The sequence below is a fragment of the Leptospirales bacterium genome, assembly GCA_019694655.1.
Classification (GTDB): domain Bacteria; phylum Spirochaetota; class Leptospiria; order Leptospirales; family Leptonemataceae; genus SSF53.
Genome location: JAIBBN010000003.1, coordinates 401,397 through 418,081 on the forward strand (window position 1 = coordinate 401,397; position 16,685 = coordinate 418,081).

A 16,685-nucleotide genomic window follows, 5' to 3' on the forward strand; every position below is an offset into this window, starting at 1 on the left:
TCCAATTCAACCGCCGGCAGGCTGCTCCAGCAACTGGCGCAATTTCCCGGCTCGTCCATGATCAGGCTCTAGATCCAGAGCGCGGTGCAACAATACCGCGGCGCGATCCCTGGCGCCAAGCAGACGGTAGCAGTCAGCCAGATTAACCAGGTTGCGAGTGTTCTGCGGCTCACGCAGTCGGCATCGCTCGCCAAAATCGGCGGCCCTGCTCAGCTCGGTTGCGTTTGTTGCCGATCGCTTGAGCGCCAGGGACGTTGCGTACAGGTAGTTCACATTGGAGGGCTGCAGCTCCGCAAGTCGCTCTGTAGATTGGGCCGCCGCGCCAAAATTCCGCGCTGCAAGATGCAGTCTTGCCAGCCTGCGCAGCGAGTGCACATCCGTCGGATACAGGGCAAGCGTCTGTTGATACAGGCCGATTGCATTTTCTGCCGCGCCGGCCCGGAGCATTCGCTCGGCTTCCGCCCTCAGCTGCTGAAGCTGATCCGGCAAGGGCGCATTCCGTTCTTCCATTTCATTCTCAAGGTAGGCGATACGCAGCAGCGAGAGATCGTCGGTGAGCTCCCCGGATCCGCGCAAGGCCTTCTCGATGGCCGGCAGTTTTGCTTGCGATTGCTCTACCAGACGCAGAAACTGAGATTCGTCCTCGTTGATCATGCGTCGGCCCCTGGCATCGACGCCCACAACAATATCGTCCCGACCGTCAGAGCCGGCGATCAGTACATCGCCTGGCTGCAATTGAAAGGTCTTCACATTCAATCCGGTTTCCATCGCTGTAATGCCGAACTTACGCAGCAGCAGCAGTTCATCTTCAATGAAGCTGGCCCGGCCATTGCGATAGAGTGTCAGCCAGGGATGCTCGGCATTGACAAAGTAGACGAAGCCGGTGGCGTCATCGACCAGTCCGATAATGGCCGAGACCATCATGTAGCCATCGAAGGAAACGAAAACCCGTTGCAGTTCGCTGAAGCAATCGCGCAGCCATTGTTCGGGAAATCTGTCCTGGGCGGCGGCTACTACCTCCGTGCGCGTCAGTACTGCCTTGAAGACGGTTCCCAGAACCAGCGCTCCGCCGGCGCCCTGGATCGATTTGCCCATGGCGTCGGCGTTCAGAAAGACAGTGTACAGACGACCGCGCAACCGGATTGATTGAGCTACGCAAAGGTCGCCGCCGATTTCCGAACGCCATTGTCTGAACTGAAAGGTCTTCTTCTGACGAACCAGAATCTCGGTGGCGACTGTTTGCGATTGTGTTCGATTCCCGCCCAGCGGACCAATCAACAGGGAGGTAAGAAAATAGTCGCCGTCTTGCTGTACTTTGAGCGCCTGCACTTCTTCCAGGCTCTTCTGCAATTGCTCAGTTCGCTCACGGACTCGCCCTTCGAGATTGCGATTCAGGTCTTCCGCTTCGCGGTGGACGCGCATGAAGCGCGTGGCCAGGACAGCAGCGATGGCAACCACCACAAACATAAAGGCAAAGCCGCCAGTGTGCGGCGTACCAATCAATCCCTGGGCCACCGCGATATCATTGAGTACGCTTGCCACCAGCAGGACAAAGCTCAGAAGCATATAAAGCGCATCGCGATTGCCGCGCAGTGCGTGGCGAAGAATCAGGTAGATGAAGTAGCTGACTACCGGCAGCGCCAGCACATGCCAGACGGAGAGAACCCGCGAGGCCCATTGAAAGCTGGGCGCGGCAGCTGTGAGCGCTGCCAGTACGCCGCAGGCGTACAGGTAGGCGCGGGCCAGGCGACCGTCGCGCTTCTCAAAGAAATTAGTAAGAAACAGCAGCAGCGTTGGTCCCAGCGGATAGACGCAGATCAGTTCCAGCTTCCAGCGCCAGAGAACCTCGGCGCCGTAGAGCAGATCGCGTGAAAAGTTGCGATGAAACCAGTAGGCGGACAGGAAGAAACAGAAAAATCCGAAATAGAGATTGTGTCGCTCCTGTCTTCGCACGGCGAACAGAAGCAGGTGGTAAAGTCCAACCGCCATGTAGACGGCAATGAACATGAAGGCAAGGATCTCGTGTTTATACAGACGGGCCGAAACCTCCGCAGCAGGTCCAAGGAACATAGTCGTCTCTGAGGAGAGCGGGAAGGCGCCGTTGCCGTAGATTACGACAAAGAGTTCATTGGGGCCATCACGACGGGCAAGGCCAGCGGGGATGTCCAGGATTCGGTGGCGCAAATAGCCGGGTTCATAAGGCTGCTCGCTGCCAATTTGCGCAAAGCGTTGGCCATTCCAGTAAAAGGTCGAAACGTCGCCAAGCCAGCCGGGGTCCAGCGCCAGGGCCTGCCCCTGCAGGGCTAAATTGACAATATGTTGCGGGATGGCAGTGCGCAGGGTAATGCTGCCCTCTGGAATATTGTCTTCTTTTGAAAACAGTCGCGGATAGTTGAATGGTATCCAGCTTTCCTGTCCCTGGTTGAGCAACCAGTCGGTCTGAAAGCCGCGCCGATAACTCCAGCCAGAATTCATTGAAACGACAGAAACATCCGGTTGACAGGCCGTAACGCAAACTATGGCCATCAGCGCAAGGCCGAATAATGGAAGCGTGGGACGGAGGCGATGCCAGGAGCGCGGCATCGGGCCACGATGCACCTGATTGTATCAGCAGTCGAACGAAAACCAGGATCAGACGGAAGTCGACGCTGTCTGAGTCTGCAATCTACTTCCAGAGAAAAGCAAACGGACTGCCAGCGGACCGAGCTTCCGGCAATCCAATGGCGCCGCGTTGCTTTTCGCCTGCAAAAGCGCTCGCAACAGCCTGACTCGGTAGAAGCCTGGCGCCGAGGATTGGGTTTTCCGTACGCTGCAACATCTGCTTGAGTTTGCACTACAGCGATGCGCTGCCGGAGCTATCGGTTACGTGGCGGCGCAATGGAACTAAATCAGCACGTCGAGGCTGAACCTGCATGATCGTTCGGCCGTGCGCTCGCGTCGATCTTCTACGAGAACCAGACGCTGCCGCCGGGAAAATATGAACTGGAAGTGGTCGCCACATTGTGCAAACAGGGAGCTCTTTACAAAGAGCTGATCCTGCGCTAGTCAAGCGTCGCCCAGGGAGAGTGCTGATTGACTTTCAGGGACAGGTTGACGCTGCCAGCAGTTCCGGCGCAGCGTTATCCGCAGTTTGAGCGATGAATGCCAATTTGGGAGCATTCATGCTTACCGCAAGTGTATAAAGGCCGCCTGAACCTGCGCTTAGTCCCCAGTCGCGGCCAATGGCGATGCGATAGAGGCCGGCTCCCGTCGCCCCGGAGATGGATACGCTATCGCCCACGTCCTGGCCGAAGCATCTATGATCAGCCAGGCCGGAATTGATCAAATTCGTAGCGTTCAAGGTTGATCCAGGTCCAAAAACAGCCATTCGAAGCACTGAAGTCCCTGTAATGTTTGATACAGATATTGTAATCGAGTCGGCCGCTACCGCACTCGAAATTCGAAAGTCATATACATCCTGACAATTATTGGTCAGGGGGCTGCAGTCCCAGTCCCCGTTGATCGTAATCGGTCCAGTCGAGAAAACAATGACCCCGAAACCGCTATACGGAAGCACAGCGAGAACGCTGCATTCGATATCGCCAGTCGCACAGGAATCTGGCGGCGTTGTGCACCGGTTGACCAGCAATATTCCAAAGAGCAATGGTACAAATCGTGAGGCGACGACCATGGGATGCCAAAACCTCCGAGCGGCAACAATCATACGTTCTCCAGGGGTGCTCCTCCCATCCTTGGGAGCATTCCATCAAGTGGCCAGAAGAATACGCCGCCCCGTTGAAGAATAATTGATTCGATACTACAAATATCTACGGGGCGCATTCCCAGTGTGACGGGCTGCTTTAGGTGCGCTTTTGAGAGAATTAGCACGAATTGCAATTGGAATCATGTGGCAGGAGAAAGGTATGCTGTGAGCGAGTTTCCGTACTGCAGAGGATTGGCACAGAATGGCGGCCTGGCTGAATCCGTGGCGGGGAAAAGGTCAGGCAATAGTAGTAAAAGAGTCCAAAGTATTGGTTTTGCCGTGTTCTGCGCCGCGCAAGGCGGCGGCCGGCGGCCGCAAAAGCGAAGTGCCCATTGCGTACAGCGCGTACACCCTCTCTCTATTTGCCCGGCGCTGGGACCTTGCGCGGGAGCATGTGTTGCTCGCGCGCGACACGGAGGTTGCGCGAGTTCATGCGCTCAGACAGGGATGGATGTGCGCATGAACCAACACATGCTCACACCCTTTCGGACACTCAAGGCTTGCTGCGCAAGCGCGGGGAAACTCCCGTCGCTTGGCTCCGGGAGTTGGGAGGGATTACTCCGGCAGCTCCGCTGCCGTCGTGACTCGAAAGGAAGAAGGTAGGTGCGCTTCGCGCACGACGAGATCGAACCCGTCGAGGGTTCTCACCCTCCCTCCTGCCGTGCACATTTCAAGCATTGTGCATCGTGCTTCAGACGCGCGGGGGGTGTGCGGCACACGCTTTCGGAGAGGGAGGGATTCGAACCCTCGAACACCTGACGGCGTTAACGGTTTTCGAGACCGCCCCGTTCAACCACTCCGGCACCTCTCCAGCACAGCCCCGGGGCGGAGTCGCCCGACGCGGCGCGGCCATGCTTGAGCGGCGAGCGTCGTAGCAAAGAAAAAAACAGGCGCAGCCCTACTGGTCCGGCGGCGGGCGTCGTTGAAAGACAAAGAGTTCCGCTGTCTCGCTGAGCGCGCGCCGTTCTTGCAAAAGCCAGTCGCCGGCCGCCAGCAGACTCAGGGCGTGAAAACGCACATCGCCCGGCGGCAGATCCTTGACCAGAGTTATGTGACAGCGTTCGATCAATGGCCAGAAGGCCTGGTAGATAGCCGCGCCGCCCACAGCAAAAAGGCGCGCTCCTTGCGGCGCCAGCTGCAGCGCCGCCAGCGGCGAGTCAGCCAGCAAGACGCCCTCCGGCAGGCTGAGCGGGCTTGTGGAGATGACAAGCGTCGTGCGACCGGGCAGGGCGCGCTGGATCGACTGCCAGGTGCGTCGGCCCATCAATAGACAGCCGCCCATGGTGGTAGTTTTGAAATTCTGTAGATCTGCCGGTTCGCGCCACGGGATCAGTCCGCCGTCGCCGATGACGCCATTCAGGGAGTGCGCCACAACCAGTTCCAGGCTTTGCTGACGTTTGACAAGCGTGCGCCGCAGCAGGTCTTCCTCCTCTGGCGACAGCATGATCTCTCATATGGCAATCGGCGCGGCAATGCGTGCATGACTGCGGTAGTCCAAGAGCTCAATGTGCTCAAAGCGAAACTGATCGATGTCGGTAATTTGCGGATTCAGCTGCAGCCGCGGGAAGGGGAAGGGGCTGCGCTGCAATTGCAGCTTTGCCTGCTCCAGATGATTCAAATAGAGATGCACGTCGCCGCCGCTGAAAATGAATTCGCCGGGCTTCAGGCCAGCGCTTTGCGCCAGCAGAACAGTCAGGAGCGCATAAGAAGCGATGTTGAAGGGCAGACCGAGAAATACATCCACGGAGCGCTGGTAGAGCTGAGCGCTCAGCTCACCCTTTGTACTTACATAGAATTGGGCGAGAACGTGACAGGGCGGCAGCGCCATCTTGTCCAGCTCGCCAACGTTCCAGGCGCTCAGCAAATGACGGCGACTCAGCGGATTGTTGCGCAGGCCTTCGATCAGCGCCGCAATCTGGTCGATGCGACGGCCATCAGCGGCCTGCCAGCGCCGCCACTGCACGCCGTAAACCGGACCCAGGCGTCCCTCGGCGTCGGCCCATTCGTCCCAGATGCTAACGCCATGATCTTTGAGGTACTGGATGTTGTCTTCGCCGCGCAAAAACCACAATAACTCGTAAGCGATGGACTTGAAATGCACTGCCTTGGTGGTCAAGAGCGGAAAGCGCTGGCGCAGGTCGAAGCGCATCTGTGCGCCGAAGAGACTGCGCACGCCAACGCCGGTACGATCGCGACGCTCCTCGCCCTGCTCCAGGATGCGCTGCATCAACTGCAGATACTGATATTCGGGATGCAAATCCGAGGACATAGCTGCTGCTGCGGCAAAGGCGCTTTCCATGAATCCTGTGGCGTCCGGCCAGAGCGCGGACCGGCGCCTCTAGCTTATGTCCCGTCGTCTTGCTGTCGATCGAAATTCGCGCTGCGTTGCAGCTCAGATCCAAAGGGTTTGCCGCCAGGGCCCTTGCTGGCCTCGCTGTCTGACGGTGGATTACCATCCCTCCATTATGTTAGAAGAAATCCTTGGCTTCGCGGCGCCGCTATGCGCCGGCCAGGGACCGGCGCTGGTCGTCGATGGCACGCTTGGCGACGGCGGTCATTCGCTGGCGCTATTGCAGCGCTTCCCGAGCGCGCGGCTGCTGGCGGTGGATCAAGACGCGGAGATGCTGCAGCGTGCGGAGTCCAGGTTGATGCAATCATGCCCCGGCCGCTTTGAAGTCATTCACGCCAACTTTCGCGAGCTTGCGGCGTTGCTGCATGATCGTCAGCTGCGTCCCGATTTTTTGCTGCTGGATCTGGGCGTCAGCATGCACCATTTTCGCGGCAGCGCACGCGGTTTCTCTTATCTTGACGAAGCGCTGGATATGCGCCTGGATCCGGGACTGGGGCCAAGCGCAGCCGAATTGCTCAATCGCTTGCCGGAAAAAGAACTGCAAAGAATCTTTCGCGAGTATGGCGAGGAGCGCTTCGCCGGCCGAATTGCGCGCGCCGTTGCGGGGGCGCGACCGCTGCATTCGGCGCGTGCGCTGGCAAAGATTGTGCAGCAGAGCGCGCCACACAAACCGGGACGCAGCGGCATTCACCCGGCAACGCGCGTCTTTCAGGCCCTGCGCATCGCCGTGAATCAGGAATTGCAATCGCTGGAACTTGCCCTGCAGAGTCTGCCATCGCGCCTGGCTCAAGGCGGCCGCATGGCGGTACTTTCATTTCATTCGCTGGAGGACCGCGCCGTAAAGCATCGCTTTCAGAGTCTGGGTCGGCAGCGGCGCGGCGAGCCGCCCACCGGTTTTGTGCAATTGACCAGGAAGCCGCTGGTCCCTGCGGAGGCGGAGGTCCGCGCCAATCCCGCCAGTCGCTCGGCAAAGCTCAGAGTCCTGGCTCAATCGTCCGATGATAGTAGTGGCGCATCTGGCGCCCTGGCATGAAGATCTCGCGCCTCTTACGACCGCTGCTCGCCGATAGCTGGCCTGTTGCTCGAATCATTGTTCTGGCGGCGCCAGTCTTTGCCGTGGCCGTCGGCTACATGCACCTGAATATTGAAACCGCCATCTTGCGCCGTCGCGTCAGCGCGGCAGTGCATGAACGCGACGAACTGGAGCGACGCAATCGCGCCCTGCGTTCCGGTCTTTCGCGTCTGGCGGCTGTTGCCGGCGAGGATCCATTGCGCTGGCGAGTCCACGACACGCTGCCTTTGCTGGAACAAAATGAAATTGTCAGGATTCAGCTGCCCGAGCTTCCTGAAGAATCATCGCGCCGCTGAGGGCGCCGGCGCCGCAAGTGTTGCTCTCTGAACTGATCGCTGCAGCTCAATCGCTTGCCAGGCTGCCTTTGGCCGCTGCGGACTTCGCCAATCGGCCGGTATCATCGCTGAGCGACGATACGCGCCAGATCGGGTCGGAAACGCTGTTCATTGTCAATGAGCAGTCGCGAGCACACCTCGACAGCGAGGCTGCCCGCGACGCTGCCGCCTGGCTCTGTTTGGCCGGCGATGCCCATCGGGCGCCTGCCAATCGCGCCCTGGTCGTTGAGGATGTGGCGCTGGCGGCGGGGGCCCTGGCCAGTGCGCTGCATGGTCATCCCTCGCAGCATCTACAGCTGGTTGGCATTACCGGCACCAATGGCAAGACTACAGTCACCCACATGTTATTGCACATCTGGCGCAGTCTGAATCGTAAGGCCGGCATCATTGGCACGCTAGGCGCCGAATGGAATGGCAGCCGCGGTCTGGTGTGTCGCTCCACTGGCTATACCACGCCGCGGGCGCCGGAGAGCAATGCGCTGCTCGCCGAGATGCGCGCCGATGGCGTTACCCATGTCGCCATGGAAGTGTCCTCGGAAGCGCTGGCCCTTGGGCGTTGCATGGGTCTGCGCTTTAGCGCCGCTGGTTTCAGCAACCTCAGTCCCGATCATCTCGATTTTCACGGCGATATGGAGCGCTATTTTCAGGCCAAGTTGCAGTTGTTTGCGCTCTGTCTTCCGCACTCTGCCATCGCAATCTGCGCGGCGGATGAATGGTGCCATCGACTGCGTCAGGATCTTGTGCGGCAGGGCCATGACGTGCAGTGGCTGGCCAGCGCCTACGACGGTACGCTGCAGGCGCCGGCGCTGTTCAATCGCTGGAACGCAGCCCTGGCGCTGGCCTGCGCCCAACTTGCGCCGGGCGAGGAATCTGCAGCGCGACAGGCGCTGGCCAATTTCAGCGCCGCCCCTGGCCGCCTGGAACGGATCGATGATCCGGGAAGAAAGAATTGCTTTGTGGTTATTGACTATGCCCACTCGCCGGATGCCCTGCAGAAGGCGATGGAGGCCGTGCGCGAGCTTGGCGCAGAGCAGTTGATCGTTGTTTTTGGCTGCGGCGGCAATCGCGACCGCGCCAAGCGGCCGTTGATGGGCGCTCTTGCCGCGCGGCTGGCTGATAGCGTAATTGTCTGCGACGACAATCCGCGCTACGAAGAGCCGGCGGCGATCCGTCGCAATATTCTGGAGGGCATTGCACAGCTTGCTGCAACTGAAGTCCGGGCAAGGGTGCAGGAAATAGGCGATCGTCGGCAGGCTATTGAAGCGGGCATTGCACTGCTGCGCACTTCTTCCGCAGTGCAAACGGGATTGTTGATTGCCGGCAAAGGCCACGAACAATTTCAGATTGTAGGCGATGAGCGTCGGCATTTTTCGGATCGTGAGATTGCACTGGAGATCCTAGCTCAACCATGAACGAGTGGCGCATCGATGATCTGGCGCTGGCCCTGGGACGCGAGCCGCTGGCCGTCGGCCAGGCGACTGTGGATGGCGTTGTGGTACGCGGCGGCGCCTCCATTGATACGCGCCAGCTGAAGAGCGGTCAGCTCTTTGTCTGTCTGCGCGGGGAAAAGAGCGACGGTCATCTGTATCTTGCCGATGCCATCGCGGCTGGCGCCGGCGCCATTCTTGTGGAAGAGCGCGCCCTTTTGGGCGGCATGCTGGAATTGCCGGATCGCGACCACGGTCCCTGTATCTTCTGCGTCGACTCCGGCGAAGAAGCGTTGCTTGATCTGGCGCGCTATCATCGTCGTCGTTTACATGCGCTTTGTTTTGGCGTAACCGGCTCCAACGGCAAGACCTCGGCCAAGGAAATGTTACAGGCCTTATTACAGCAAGGCCCTCGAGCGCCGGTCTACGCCACGCGTGGCAATCTGAACAATCATCTGGGCCTGCCGCTTTCCATCCTGGAGATCGACAGCGAGATTGCCAGCGTCGTACTGGAGATGGGCATGAACCATGCCGGCGAAATTGCGCTCTTGAGCGACGTCGCCGGGCCGCAGCACAGCATCATTACCAGCATCGGACCGGCGCACATTGAGAACTTTGGCGCCATTGAAGGCATTGTCCAGGCCAAGCTGGAGATTGCCGAGGCCATGCCGGCGGGCGGTTGGCTTGCCTACCACGCTTCCAGCCCCGGCGTCGAGGCGGCCCAACAATGTGCGGCCAGGCGCGGGTTACAGCTCTTGCTTTTTGACCTGGACCGCAAGCCGACGCAACGTTGTGCCGCGACCGCTACCGCGCTCGAGCTGCGCCTGTCCGCTGCGGGCCTTTCCTTCCTGTGGGAGGAGACTGGACTCAGGGTGCTGGCCCCGGCCTACGCCCATGCTGCCATGGCCCAGAATTTGATCGGAGCGCTTGGACTGCTTGCTGCCAGCGGCCTTCCAGCACAGAAGCTGGCCGAGGCCGCGATCGGCACGCGCAGTCTTTCGCCGCGTCGCTTTGAATTGCACCGCCTGCCGCGGCCCGGTCGGCCGGAGCAGCTGCTGATCGACGATTCCTACAATGCCAATCCGGCTTCCTTCGAGAGCGCTATTCGCGCCCTGCGCCGGCTATTGCCCGAGGGTCGACTGGCGCTTTTTGCGGGGGAGATGGGCGAGCAGGGCGACTTTGGGCCTGCCGGCCATCAGGCCGTGGGCGCTGCCGCCGCCGCCGCCGGTTACGCCTTTTGTGCTGTGGCTGGCAGCAAACTGGCCTCCGCAATACTGCAGGGATACGCCTCGGCCGGCGAGTCGCTGCAGGCTGGCGACAGTCAGGAACTTGCGGCCGTGCTGGACAGCACGCTGCTCTCGGGTTTTGACGGCATACTGGTCAAGGGTTCGCGCTCGGCGCGGATGGAAGCGGTCAGCGACCGCCTGCGGACAATGGAATATGTTTGAATGGATCTATACGGAGTGGTATGCGCCCTCCTTTTTTCGCCTCTTTGGCTATGTTAGCTTTCGCGGTCTGATGGCTGCGCTCACTGCCATGGGCTTTACCTTTCTATTTGGCAACCGCATCATTGGCTGGCTGCAGAAACTTAAGTTTGGCGAAACAATTCGCAGCGACGGACCGCAGAGTCACCAGAGCAAGGCCGGCACGCCTACCATGGGCGGCCTCCTGATTTTGGCCTCGCTTTCGGTGGCCTGTTTTCTCTTTGGCAACTTCCACAACCTGCACTTTCTCAGTCTGTGGGCCGGCGTAACGGCGCTGGGCGCCATCGGCTTTCGCGATGACTACTCCAAGGTTGTGCTGAAAAAGAAAGGCGGCATGAGTGCGCGCATGAAGATGGCGCTGACTCTGGCTGTCGCTCTTGCCTTCTGTTACGCCTACTATCGCATCACGCCGGATATGCCGCAGAATCCGCGCGGCGTAGCTTACAACAATACAGGACTTTTTGTCCCCTTTTTGAACCGGCAGTTGATTGATCTTGGCGTATGGATTGCGTTGCCATTCTGGATCGTAGTGATTGTGGGTAGCTGCCACGCCGTCAATTTGACCGATGGATTGGATGGACTGGCCATCGGCAACGTTTTGATTGTGGCGGTTACGCTGGGCGCATTGACCTATATCACCGGTACGCCGCGCGCCGCAAACTATTTGAAACTGCCGCTGGTTGAAAACGCCCACGAGGTCTCCGTCTTTCTGGCGGCAATGTGCGGCGCCGGCGTTGGCTTTCTGTGGTTTAACGCTGCGCCGGCGCGCGTTTTTATGGGCGATACCGGTTCGCTGGCCCTGGGCGGCGCCATTGGCATGAGCGCCATCATCATCAAGAAGGAAGTTCTGCTGGTTATCATGGGCGGCGTCTTCGTACTCGAGGCGCTCTCTGTGATCCTGCAGGTTGGCAGTTTCAAGCTGCGCGGCAAACGCATCTTTAAGATGGCGCCCCTGCACCACCATTTTGAACTGCTCGGTTGGCCGGAAACGCGCGTTGTGGTGCGCTTCTGGCTGATTGGCGTGATTCTGAACTTGCTGTCGCTATCCACGCTGCGCATTCAATAGACGCGGCGGAGTCTGGTGAGCGCTCCTTATTACAGCGGCCGTCGTGCGCTGGTCAGCGGGGCCGGCGGAGTATCCGGTCAGGCGGCCATGGCCTTGCTTCTGGCTGAGGGCGCGCAGGTTTTTGGCTGCGACCGCAATGCCTCGCTGGCGGCGCCTCCGGAGATATCGGCGCAGCCCGGTTTTGGCGGAATCTTCTCCGATCAATCCTCCGATCTCCTGGATACTCTTCAGATTCAAATAGTTGTTGTATCTCCTGGAATTCCCCTTTCCCAGCCTCTTTTTGCCGAGGCCCGTCGACGCCAGCTGGAGCTGCGCGGTGAAAACGAACTGGGTTTCGAAGCCATCCAGCGTCGTTGGTCAAGCTCTCCGCTTACGATTGCCGTGACCGGCACGGATGGCAAGAGTACGGTCACGGCCTTGCTGGCCCATTTGATTGCGGCGGCCGGCAGGAGCGTCGTCGCCTGCGGCAACTATGGCTTGCCGCTCTCCCAACTGGCGCTACAGCCCTCGGTCGACGCGCTGGTCGTTGAGTGCTCGTCGTTTCAACTGGAGCTCAATGGCATTTTTCATCCTCAGCTGGCTATGTTGCTGAATCTGGCGGAAGATCATCTGGATCGCTATGATGGAATGGATGGCTATCTGGACGCAAAGTTGAATGTGCTTTCGGCCATGCAGCCCGAAGATAACTTCCTGGCGCCGGCCTGGATTCTGGAAAAGGCCGTCGCTCGCTTTGGCGCGCAGGCGGTGCAGATGCAAGCCCTGCTGGAGACGGCGCCAGCGGGCTTCGACTTTCAGGGCCAGCGCCTGCTACAACGCGAAGAGTTCGCGCTTAGCGGCGTGCACAATGCGCTCAACCTGGCCAACGCCCTGGGCGCGATCGAAGCGCTGTCGCGCCGCGGACTGCTCAAAGCGGATGCCGCGGCCCTGCGCGCTGCAGCGCTTTGCTTTCAAGGATTGCCGCATCGAATGCAGCGCGTGGCGGGGCCGGCCTGGGCGGAGTTTATCAATGATAGCAAGGCCACAACGGTGCAGGCCACGCTTGCGGCGCTGGCTTCGTATCCCGGTCGTCCGTTGCATCTGCTGCTGGGCGGCAGGGCCAAGGGCGCTTCTTTTGCGCCGCTTGCCGCAGCCGATCCGCTGGTGCGTTTCTACGCCTACGGCGAAGCCGGCTCACAGATTGCCGCCGCTCTTGGTCTCAGGCGGAGTTTTTCCGGACTGGAATCTGCGTTCGAGGCCGCCTGCCAATCAGCCGAAAATGAAGGTAGCGCTGCGCGTCCGGTCATCTTGCTCTCGCCGGCCTGCGCCTCCTACGATGCCTTCCGCTCCTACTCCGAGCGCGGTCAACGTTTTGAGGCCCTGGTCGCCGCACGCCGTCGCGCCGACCAGAAACAATGAACAGTGAAGTTCAGAACCTTGCGCCGCTGCGTTTCGAACAGCGACTGTTGCACTGGATGAGTCAGGCTGATCCGCGCCGGCGCGATCCATGGCTGGCGCTGTTAGCCATCGCCCTGCCGCTGCTTGGTCTGCTGGCGTTGTACAGCGCTTCTTCGGTGATTGCCGATCGCGCCTTTGGCGATCCGCGCTACTACTTTGAAAAGCAACTGGGCTGGTTTCTGGTTGGCGCCTGTTTTTTTCTGCTGCTGGCATCGCTGCGCCTTGAATTGCTCTATCGCTTTGCGCTGCCGCTGCTGCTGGCCGTGATCGCGCTGCTTGCCTTGGCCTTTGTGCCTGGCATCGGCAAGAGCGTTGCGGGGCAGAGCGAAAGCTTTCACCGCTGGCTGGCCATTGGCCCAATTACACTGCAGCCTTCGGAGCTGGCCAAGATTGCCATACCGGTCTATTATGCCCAGGCCCTGAACCGTCGCGGCGCCCTGCAGCAGGAATACGATCTGCGACGACTGTTTGGACCAACGCTGCTGGTCGGCGCGGCGCTGGCCCTGATTCTGCTGGGGCCGCAGTACGGAACGACGATGTGCATGCTGGCCGCCCTGCTGGCGCTGCTCTATGTTTCTGGATTTCCGATGATGCGTCTGGCGGCCCTGGCGCTTGCGGCCTTGCCTTTACTCTTGCTTTTGCTTGCACTCTGGCAATACCGCCTGGACCGCCTGATGGTCTGGTTTGATCCCTGGAGCCAGCGTCACGCTGGCGGCTACCAGCTGGTTACCTCCTTTCGCGCATTTCAAGACGGCGCCTGGGTCGGCGCGCCTCTGGCCTCTGGCTTTTCACACCGCTATCTGACCTACGGCCATACCGACTTTATCCTGGCGCTCTTTGCCGAAGACTTTGGCTGGCTGGGGCTGATTGTGCTGGCCGGTCTCTACAGCGCCTTTCTCTGGCGAGCGGTGTACTTTGTGCGTCGCCTGCGCGATCCCTTTGCCCTGTTGCTTGGCGCCGGGCTGCTGGCGATGCTATTCCTGCAAATACTTCTGAATATGGCCGTGGTCACCGGACTGACGCCAACCACCGGCGTCAGTCTGCCTTTCTTAAGCTACGGCGGTTCTTCTTTTATTGTAAGCATGGGCCTTGCCGGACTGCTGGTCAACCTGAGCGGACAGGAACAGAGCAGCGATGAGCAAGAGCCCGCAGAATTTATCCAGCTCGACGAAAGCGCCGAAAGGACCTGAGGGCAATCCGGCGCCTTCTATTGTAGTGATTGCCGGCGGGACCGGCGGCCACATCACGCCGGGACTGGCGCTCTGCCACGCACTGCAGGCGGCGGGCGCGCACGTTTCGCTGCTCAGTCTGGAAAAGAATCGCAGCTACGCCGATTTTATTACGGCGCCCTTTGCCATTGACTTCTATCAGGCGCCGCCGCTGCAACTGCGTTCTATCGCAGCGCTGCTGCTGCCGTGGCGTATGCTGCGCGCCCTGTGGCAGGCGCGGCGCATCTTTCGTGAGCGTCAGGCGCAGCTGGCAGTGGGTATGGGCGGCTATTCATCGGCGCCGGCGCTGCTCATGGCGCGCTGGATGGGGCTCAAAACGGCGCTTTGCGAACAAAACGCTGCGCCGGGTCGCGTCACCCGCTGGCTGGCAGGAAGCGCCGGACGACTCTATCTGAATTTTCCGGTGGAGGAACACTGGAAGCTGCCGCAAGAGCGCGCCTTGCGCGCCGGCAATCCGTTGCGCCCGGCGCTTGTCGCAGCGGCGCAAGACAGCCCGCGCGCATCGCAGCAGGCGCGCGCGCTTTCCATTCTCGTGCTTGGCGGCAGCCAGGGCGCCGCTCAACTCAACGAAATGTGCCTGGCTGCAATTGCCAGCTGGCAGGGCCCGGCGCTGCAATGGACCATACAGTGCGGCCAGGCCAATCTGGAAGGCATGCGCGCCGCCTTGCCGCTCGAAAAATATCCCAACGTTGAACTGCTTGGCTATGTCACCGGCATTGAGCAGTACTACCGCAAAGCCGATCTGGCTATCTGCCGCGCCGGCGCCGGCGTGCTGGCCGAGCTTTTGCTCTTTGCTCTGCCTGCTATTCTGATTCCCTATCCCTTTTCCGCCGATGACCATCAGGGCGCCAATGCCCGCTACCTGCGCGATGCCGGGGCCGCGTTGTTACTGGCGCAGCGCAATGCTGATGCGGCAGAGCTTCTTGAAACGCTTGCCGCCCTGGCCGGCGATAGCGCGCGCCGCAAGCGAATGGCCGGGGCCGCGCGGTCCCTGGCCCGGCCGCAGGCGGCCCGGACCATTGCCGTCGATCTTATGGACTACGTAGCAAATCGGAGCGCCGGGCATTGAGTTTGCGCGGGGCGACGGTCTACTTTCTGGGCATCGGCGGATCAGGCATGTCGCCGCTGGCGCGTTTTGCCGCACGCGCCGGCTGTCGGGTCAGCGGCGCCGATCCCGGCATCGGCCCCGAATTGCAGCGAAATCTGGCGCAGGAGGGCATCGCCGCTTTTCGCGACCACGATGCGGCCCGTATTGAGGGAGCGGACATTGTCGTCTACAGCTCGGCCATCGGGCGCGAGCATCCCGATCGAGCGCGCGCCGAGCAGCTGGCAGCCAGCGGCGCATTGCGCCTGATGCACCGCTTTGATTTTTTGAGCGAGACAATGTCCGATGCCAGGGCCGCCTTTTGTGTGGCTGGCACCCACGGTAAGACTTCAACGACTTCGATGCTGGGCTGGCTTTTGCTGGAACTGGGCGCCGATCCGCATATCCTGGCTGGCGGCAAGCCGCTCTATCTGCCGGAGGGTTTTCGCTACGGCGGCGGCGACGCCTGCGTCTACGAAACCGACGAGTCGGACGCCTCCTTCTTGCGCGCCGCGGCCGGACTGCGCCTTTGTTTGAACATTGATGCCGATCATCTGGAAACCTATGGCGATCTAAAGGGCTTGTGCCGCGCCTTTGAACGCTTCATCGGCGAGGCGCAACTGTGCGCCCTCAATCTGGCCGACGACGAACTGCGCGGCATTGCATCGGGCATGTCCGGCAATCCTGCTCTGGTGCGTTTTGCAGCGCTGGACAGAGAAAATAGCGCCACACTCTCCGCATCGGAACAGGCTCTGCTTGATTATCGCGGCGTCTTCAGCGGCAAGGGCTACGAGCTGGAGGTTTTTTGCAAAGGCGTCTCGTGCGGGAGCTTTGAGCTGCGCCTGCCTGGCAAACACTTTGCTTCCAATGCGCTTGGCGCTCTGGCTTTGCTGGACGCCGCTGTGAAGCGCGGCTTCCTTTCACTGCCGCACTACAGCGTGGGACGTGCGCTGCAATCCCTTGGCAGCTTTCCGGGCGTCAGCCGTCGCATGGAACTGATTGGTCGCTGGCGCGGCGCGCCGGTCTATGACGACTACGGTCATCATCCCACAGAATTGCGCGCCGTGCTCTCTGCCTTGCGTCCGCTGACAGCTGTCGGCGGGAAGCTGGTCGCGCTGTTTCAACCGCATCGCTATACGCGCACCGGGCGTCTGGCGGCGGAGTTTGCCGCTGCTCTTGCACTTGCCGATCGCGTGGTCTTGCTGCCGATCTATGCTGCTGGCGAAAGCCCGCTGCCCGAGGCCGATGAAAGGACCATTGCCCGTCATCTGCAGGCGCTTGATCCGCAGCGCAGTGCGGAGTGCATTGATCCGCGCCAGTTGCCAGAACTTGGGGCGACGCTGCAAAGCGGCGATGTGCTGGCGGCGCTGGGGGCCGGAAGCATCTCGCAGTTGATCCGGGCGGCCATCTCCTAAACAGACGTTAAGAGAGCTTCCATCGCTCTTTTGAAGCAGATGTGGGT

Annotated in this window: 12 protein-coding genes and 1 tRNA gene; 9 read left to right on the top strand and 4 right to left on the bottom strand. The window is 60.5% G+C overall.

The features are described from left to right. Positions 1 to 6: 6 nt before the first annotated feature. The 4 genes from K1X75_07625 to K1X75_07640 form a co-directional block, all read right to left on the bottom strand. Entirely contained in the window at positions 7 to 2,475 is a 2,469-nt protein-coding gene (locus K1X75_07625) for a SpoIIE family protein phosphatase (protein MBX7057921.1), read from the bottom strand. Between the two features lie 1,991 nt (positions 2,476 to 4,466). Further along, positions 4,467 to 4,553, bottom strand: a tRNA-Ser gene (locus K1X75_07630). An 87-nt stretch (positions 4,554 to 4,640) separates the two neighbouring features. Next, positions 4,641 to 5,186, bottom strand: coding sequence for a dihydrofolate reductase (locus tag K1X75_07635; protein ID MBX7057922.1), 546 nt, complete (start codon positions 5,184 to 5,186; stop codon positions 4,641 to 4,643). A 6-nt stretch (positions 5,187 to 5,192) separates the two neighbouring features. Next, a complete protein-coding gene (locus K1X75_07640) occupies positions 5,193 to 6,011 on the bottom strand; it encodes a thymidylate synthase (GenBank protein MBX7057923.1) in 819 nt (272 codons plus the stop codon). 196 nt (positions 6,012 to 6,207) lie between these two features. On the opposite strand from K1X75_07640, the gene rsmH reads away from it, so the two are divergent. From rsmH to K1X75_07685, 9 genes are read left to right on the top strand one after another with little or no spacing between them, the layout of a single operon-like run. Further along, positions 6,208 to 7,125: a 16S rRNA (cytosine(1402)-N(4))-methyltransferase RsmH gene (gene rsmH, locus K1X75_07645; GenBank protein MBX7057924.1), complete on the top strand. Its 918-nt coding sequence runs from the start codon at positions 6,208 to 6,210 to the stop codon at positions 7,123 to 7,125. Beyond that, positions 7,122 to 7,460: a hypothetical protein gene (locus K1X75_07650; GenBank protein MBX7057925.1), complete on the top strand. Its 339-nt coding sequence runs from the start codon at positions 7,122 to 7,124 to the stop codon at positions 7,458 to 7,460. The genes rsmH and K1X75_07650 overlap by 4 nt, the downstream gene beginning before the upstream one ends. 17 nt (positions 7,461 to 7,477) lie before the next feature. Further along, complete coding sequence (locus K1X75_07655; protein MBX7057926.1) at positions 7,478 to 8,911, top strand: UDP-N-acetylmuramoyl-L-alanyl-D-glutamate--2,6-diaminopimelate ligase; 1,434 nt, start codon at positions 7,478 to 7,480, stop codon at positions 8,909 to 8,911. Continuing rightward, positions 8,908 to 10,374, top strand: coding sequence for a UDP-N-acetylmuramoyl-tripeptide--D-alanyl-D-alanine ligase (locus K1X75_07660; protein MBX7057927.1), 1,467 nt, complete (start codon positions 8,908 to 8,910; stop codon positions 10,372 to 10,374). Before K1X75_07655 ends, K1X75_07660 begins: the two co-directional genes overlap by 4 nt. Beyond that, the gene (gene mraY, locus K1X75_07665) at positions 10,367 to 11,476 is read left to right on the top strand and encodes a phospho-N-acetylmuramoyl-pentapeptide-transferase (protein MBX7057928.1); all 1,110 of its coding nucleotides are present in this window, start codon (positions 10,367 to 10,369) and stop codon (positions 11,474 to 11,476) included. Before K1X75_07660 ends, mraY begins: the two co-directional genes overlap by 8 nt. Before the next feature lie 15 nt (positions 11,477 to 11,491). Beyond that, positions 11,492 to 12,871 (top strand): UDP-N-acetylmuramoyl-L-alanine--D-glutamate ligase, encoded by a 1,380-nt coding sequence (gene murD / locus K1X75_07670; protein MBX7057929.1) that lies wholly within the window; start codon positions 11,492 to 11,494, stop codon positions 12,869 to 12,871. After that, positions 12,868 to 14,100 carry an FtsW/RodA/SpoVE family cell cycle protein gene (locus tag K1X75_07675; GenBank protein ID MBX7057930.1) on the top strand — a complete coding sequence of 411 codons (1,233 nt, stop codon included), beginning with the start codon at positions 12,868 to 12,870 and terminating at the stop codon, positions 14,098 to 14,100. The genes murD and K1X75_07675 overlap by 4 nt, the downstream gene beginning before the upstream one ends. After that, positions 14,045 to 15,208 (top strand): UDP-N-acetylglucosamine--N-acetylmuramyl-(pentapeptide) pyrophosphoryl-undecaprenol N-acetylglucosamine transferase, encoded by a 1,164-nt coding sequence (locus K1X75_07680; GenBank protein ID MBX7057931.1) that lies wholly within the window; start codon positions 14,045 to 14,047, stop codon positions 15,206 to 15,208. The genes K1X75_07675 and K1X75_07680 overlap by 56 nt, the downstream gene beginning before the upstream one ends. Beyond that, entirely contained in the window at positions 15,205 to 16,638 is a 1,434-nt protein-coding gene (locus K1X75_07685; GenBank protein MBX7057932.1) for a hypothetical protein, read from the top strand. Before K1X75_07680 ends, K1X75_07685 begins: the two co-directional genes overlap by 4 nt. Positions 16,639 to 16,685 lie beyond the last annotated feature (47 nt).

Excerpts from the sequence above, each read along its gene's own strand:
- K1X75_07680 (MBX7057931.1), top strand. The coding sequence starts at position 14,045 with ATGAGCAAGAGCCCGCAGAATTTATCCAGCTCGACGAAAGCGCCGAAA.
- K1X75_07650 (MBX7057925.1), top strand. The coding sequence starts at position 7,122 with ATGAAGATCTCGCGCCTCTTACGACCGCTGCTCGCCGATAGCTGGCCT.
- K1X75_07640 (MBX7057923.1), bottom strand. The coding sequence starts at position 6,011 with ATGTCCTCGGATTTGCATCCCGAATATCAGTATCTGCAGTTGATGCAG.
- rsmH (MBX7057924.1), top strand. The coding sequence starts at position 6,208 with ATGTTAGAAGAAATCCTTGGCTTCGCGGCGCCGCTATGCGCCGGCCAG.
- K1X75_07675 (MBX7057930.1), top strand. The coding sequence starts at position 12,868 with ATGAACAGTGAAGTTCAGAACCTTGCGCCGCTGCGTTTCGAACAGCGA.
- K1X75_07625 (MBX7057921.1), bottom strand. The coding sequence starts at position 2,475 with ATGAATTCTGGCTGGAGTTATCGGCGCGGCTTTCAGACCGACTGGTTG.
- K1X75_07635 (MBX7057922.1), bottom strand. The coding sequence starts at position 5,186 with ATGCTGTCGCCAGAGGAGGAAGACCTGCTGCGGCGCACGCTTGTCAAA.
- mraY (MBX7057928.1), top strand. The coding sequence starts at position 10,367 with ATGTTTGAATGGATCTATACGGAGTGGTATGCGCCCTCCTTTTTTCGC.
- K1X75_07660 (MBX7057927.1), top strand. The coding sequence starts at position 8,908 with ATGAACGAGTGGCGCATCGATGATCTGGCGCTGGCCCTGGGACGCGAG.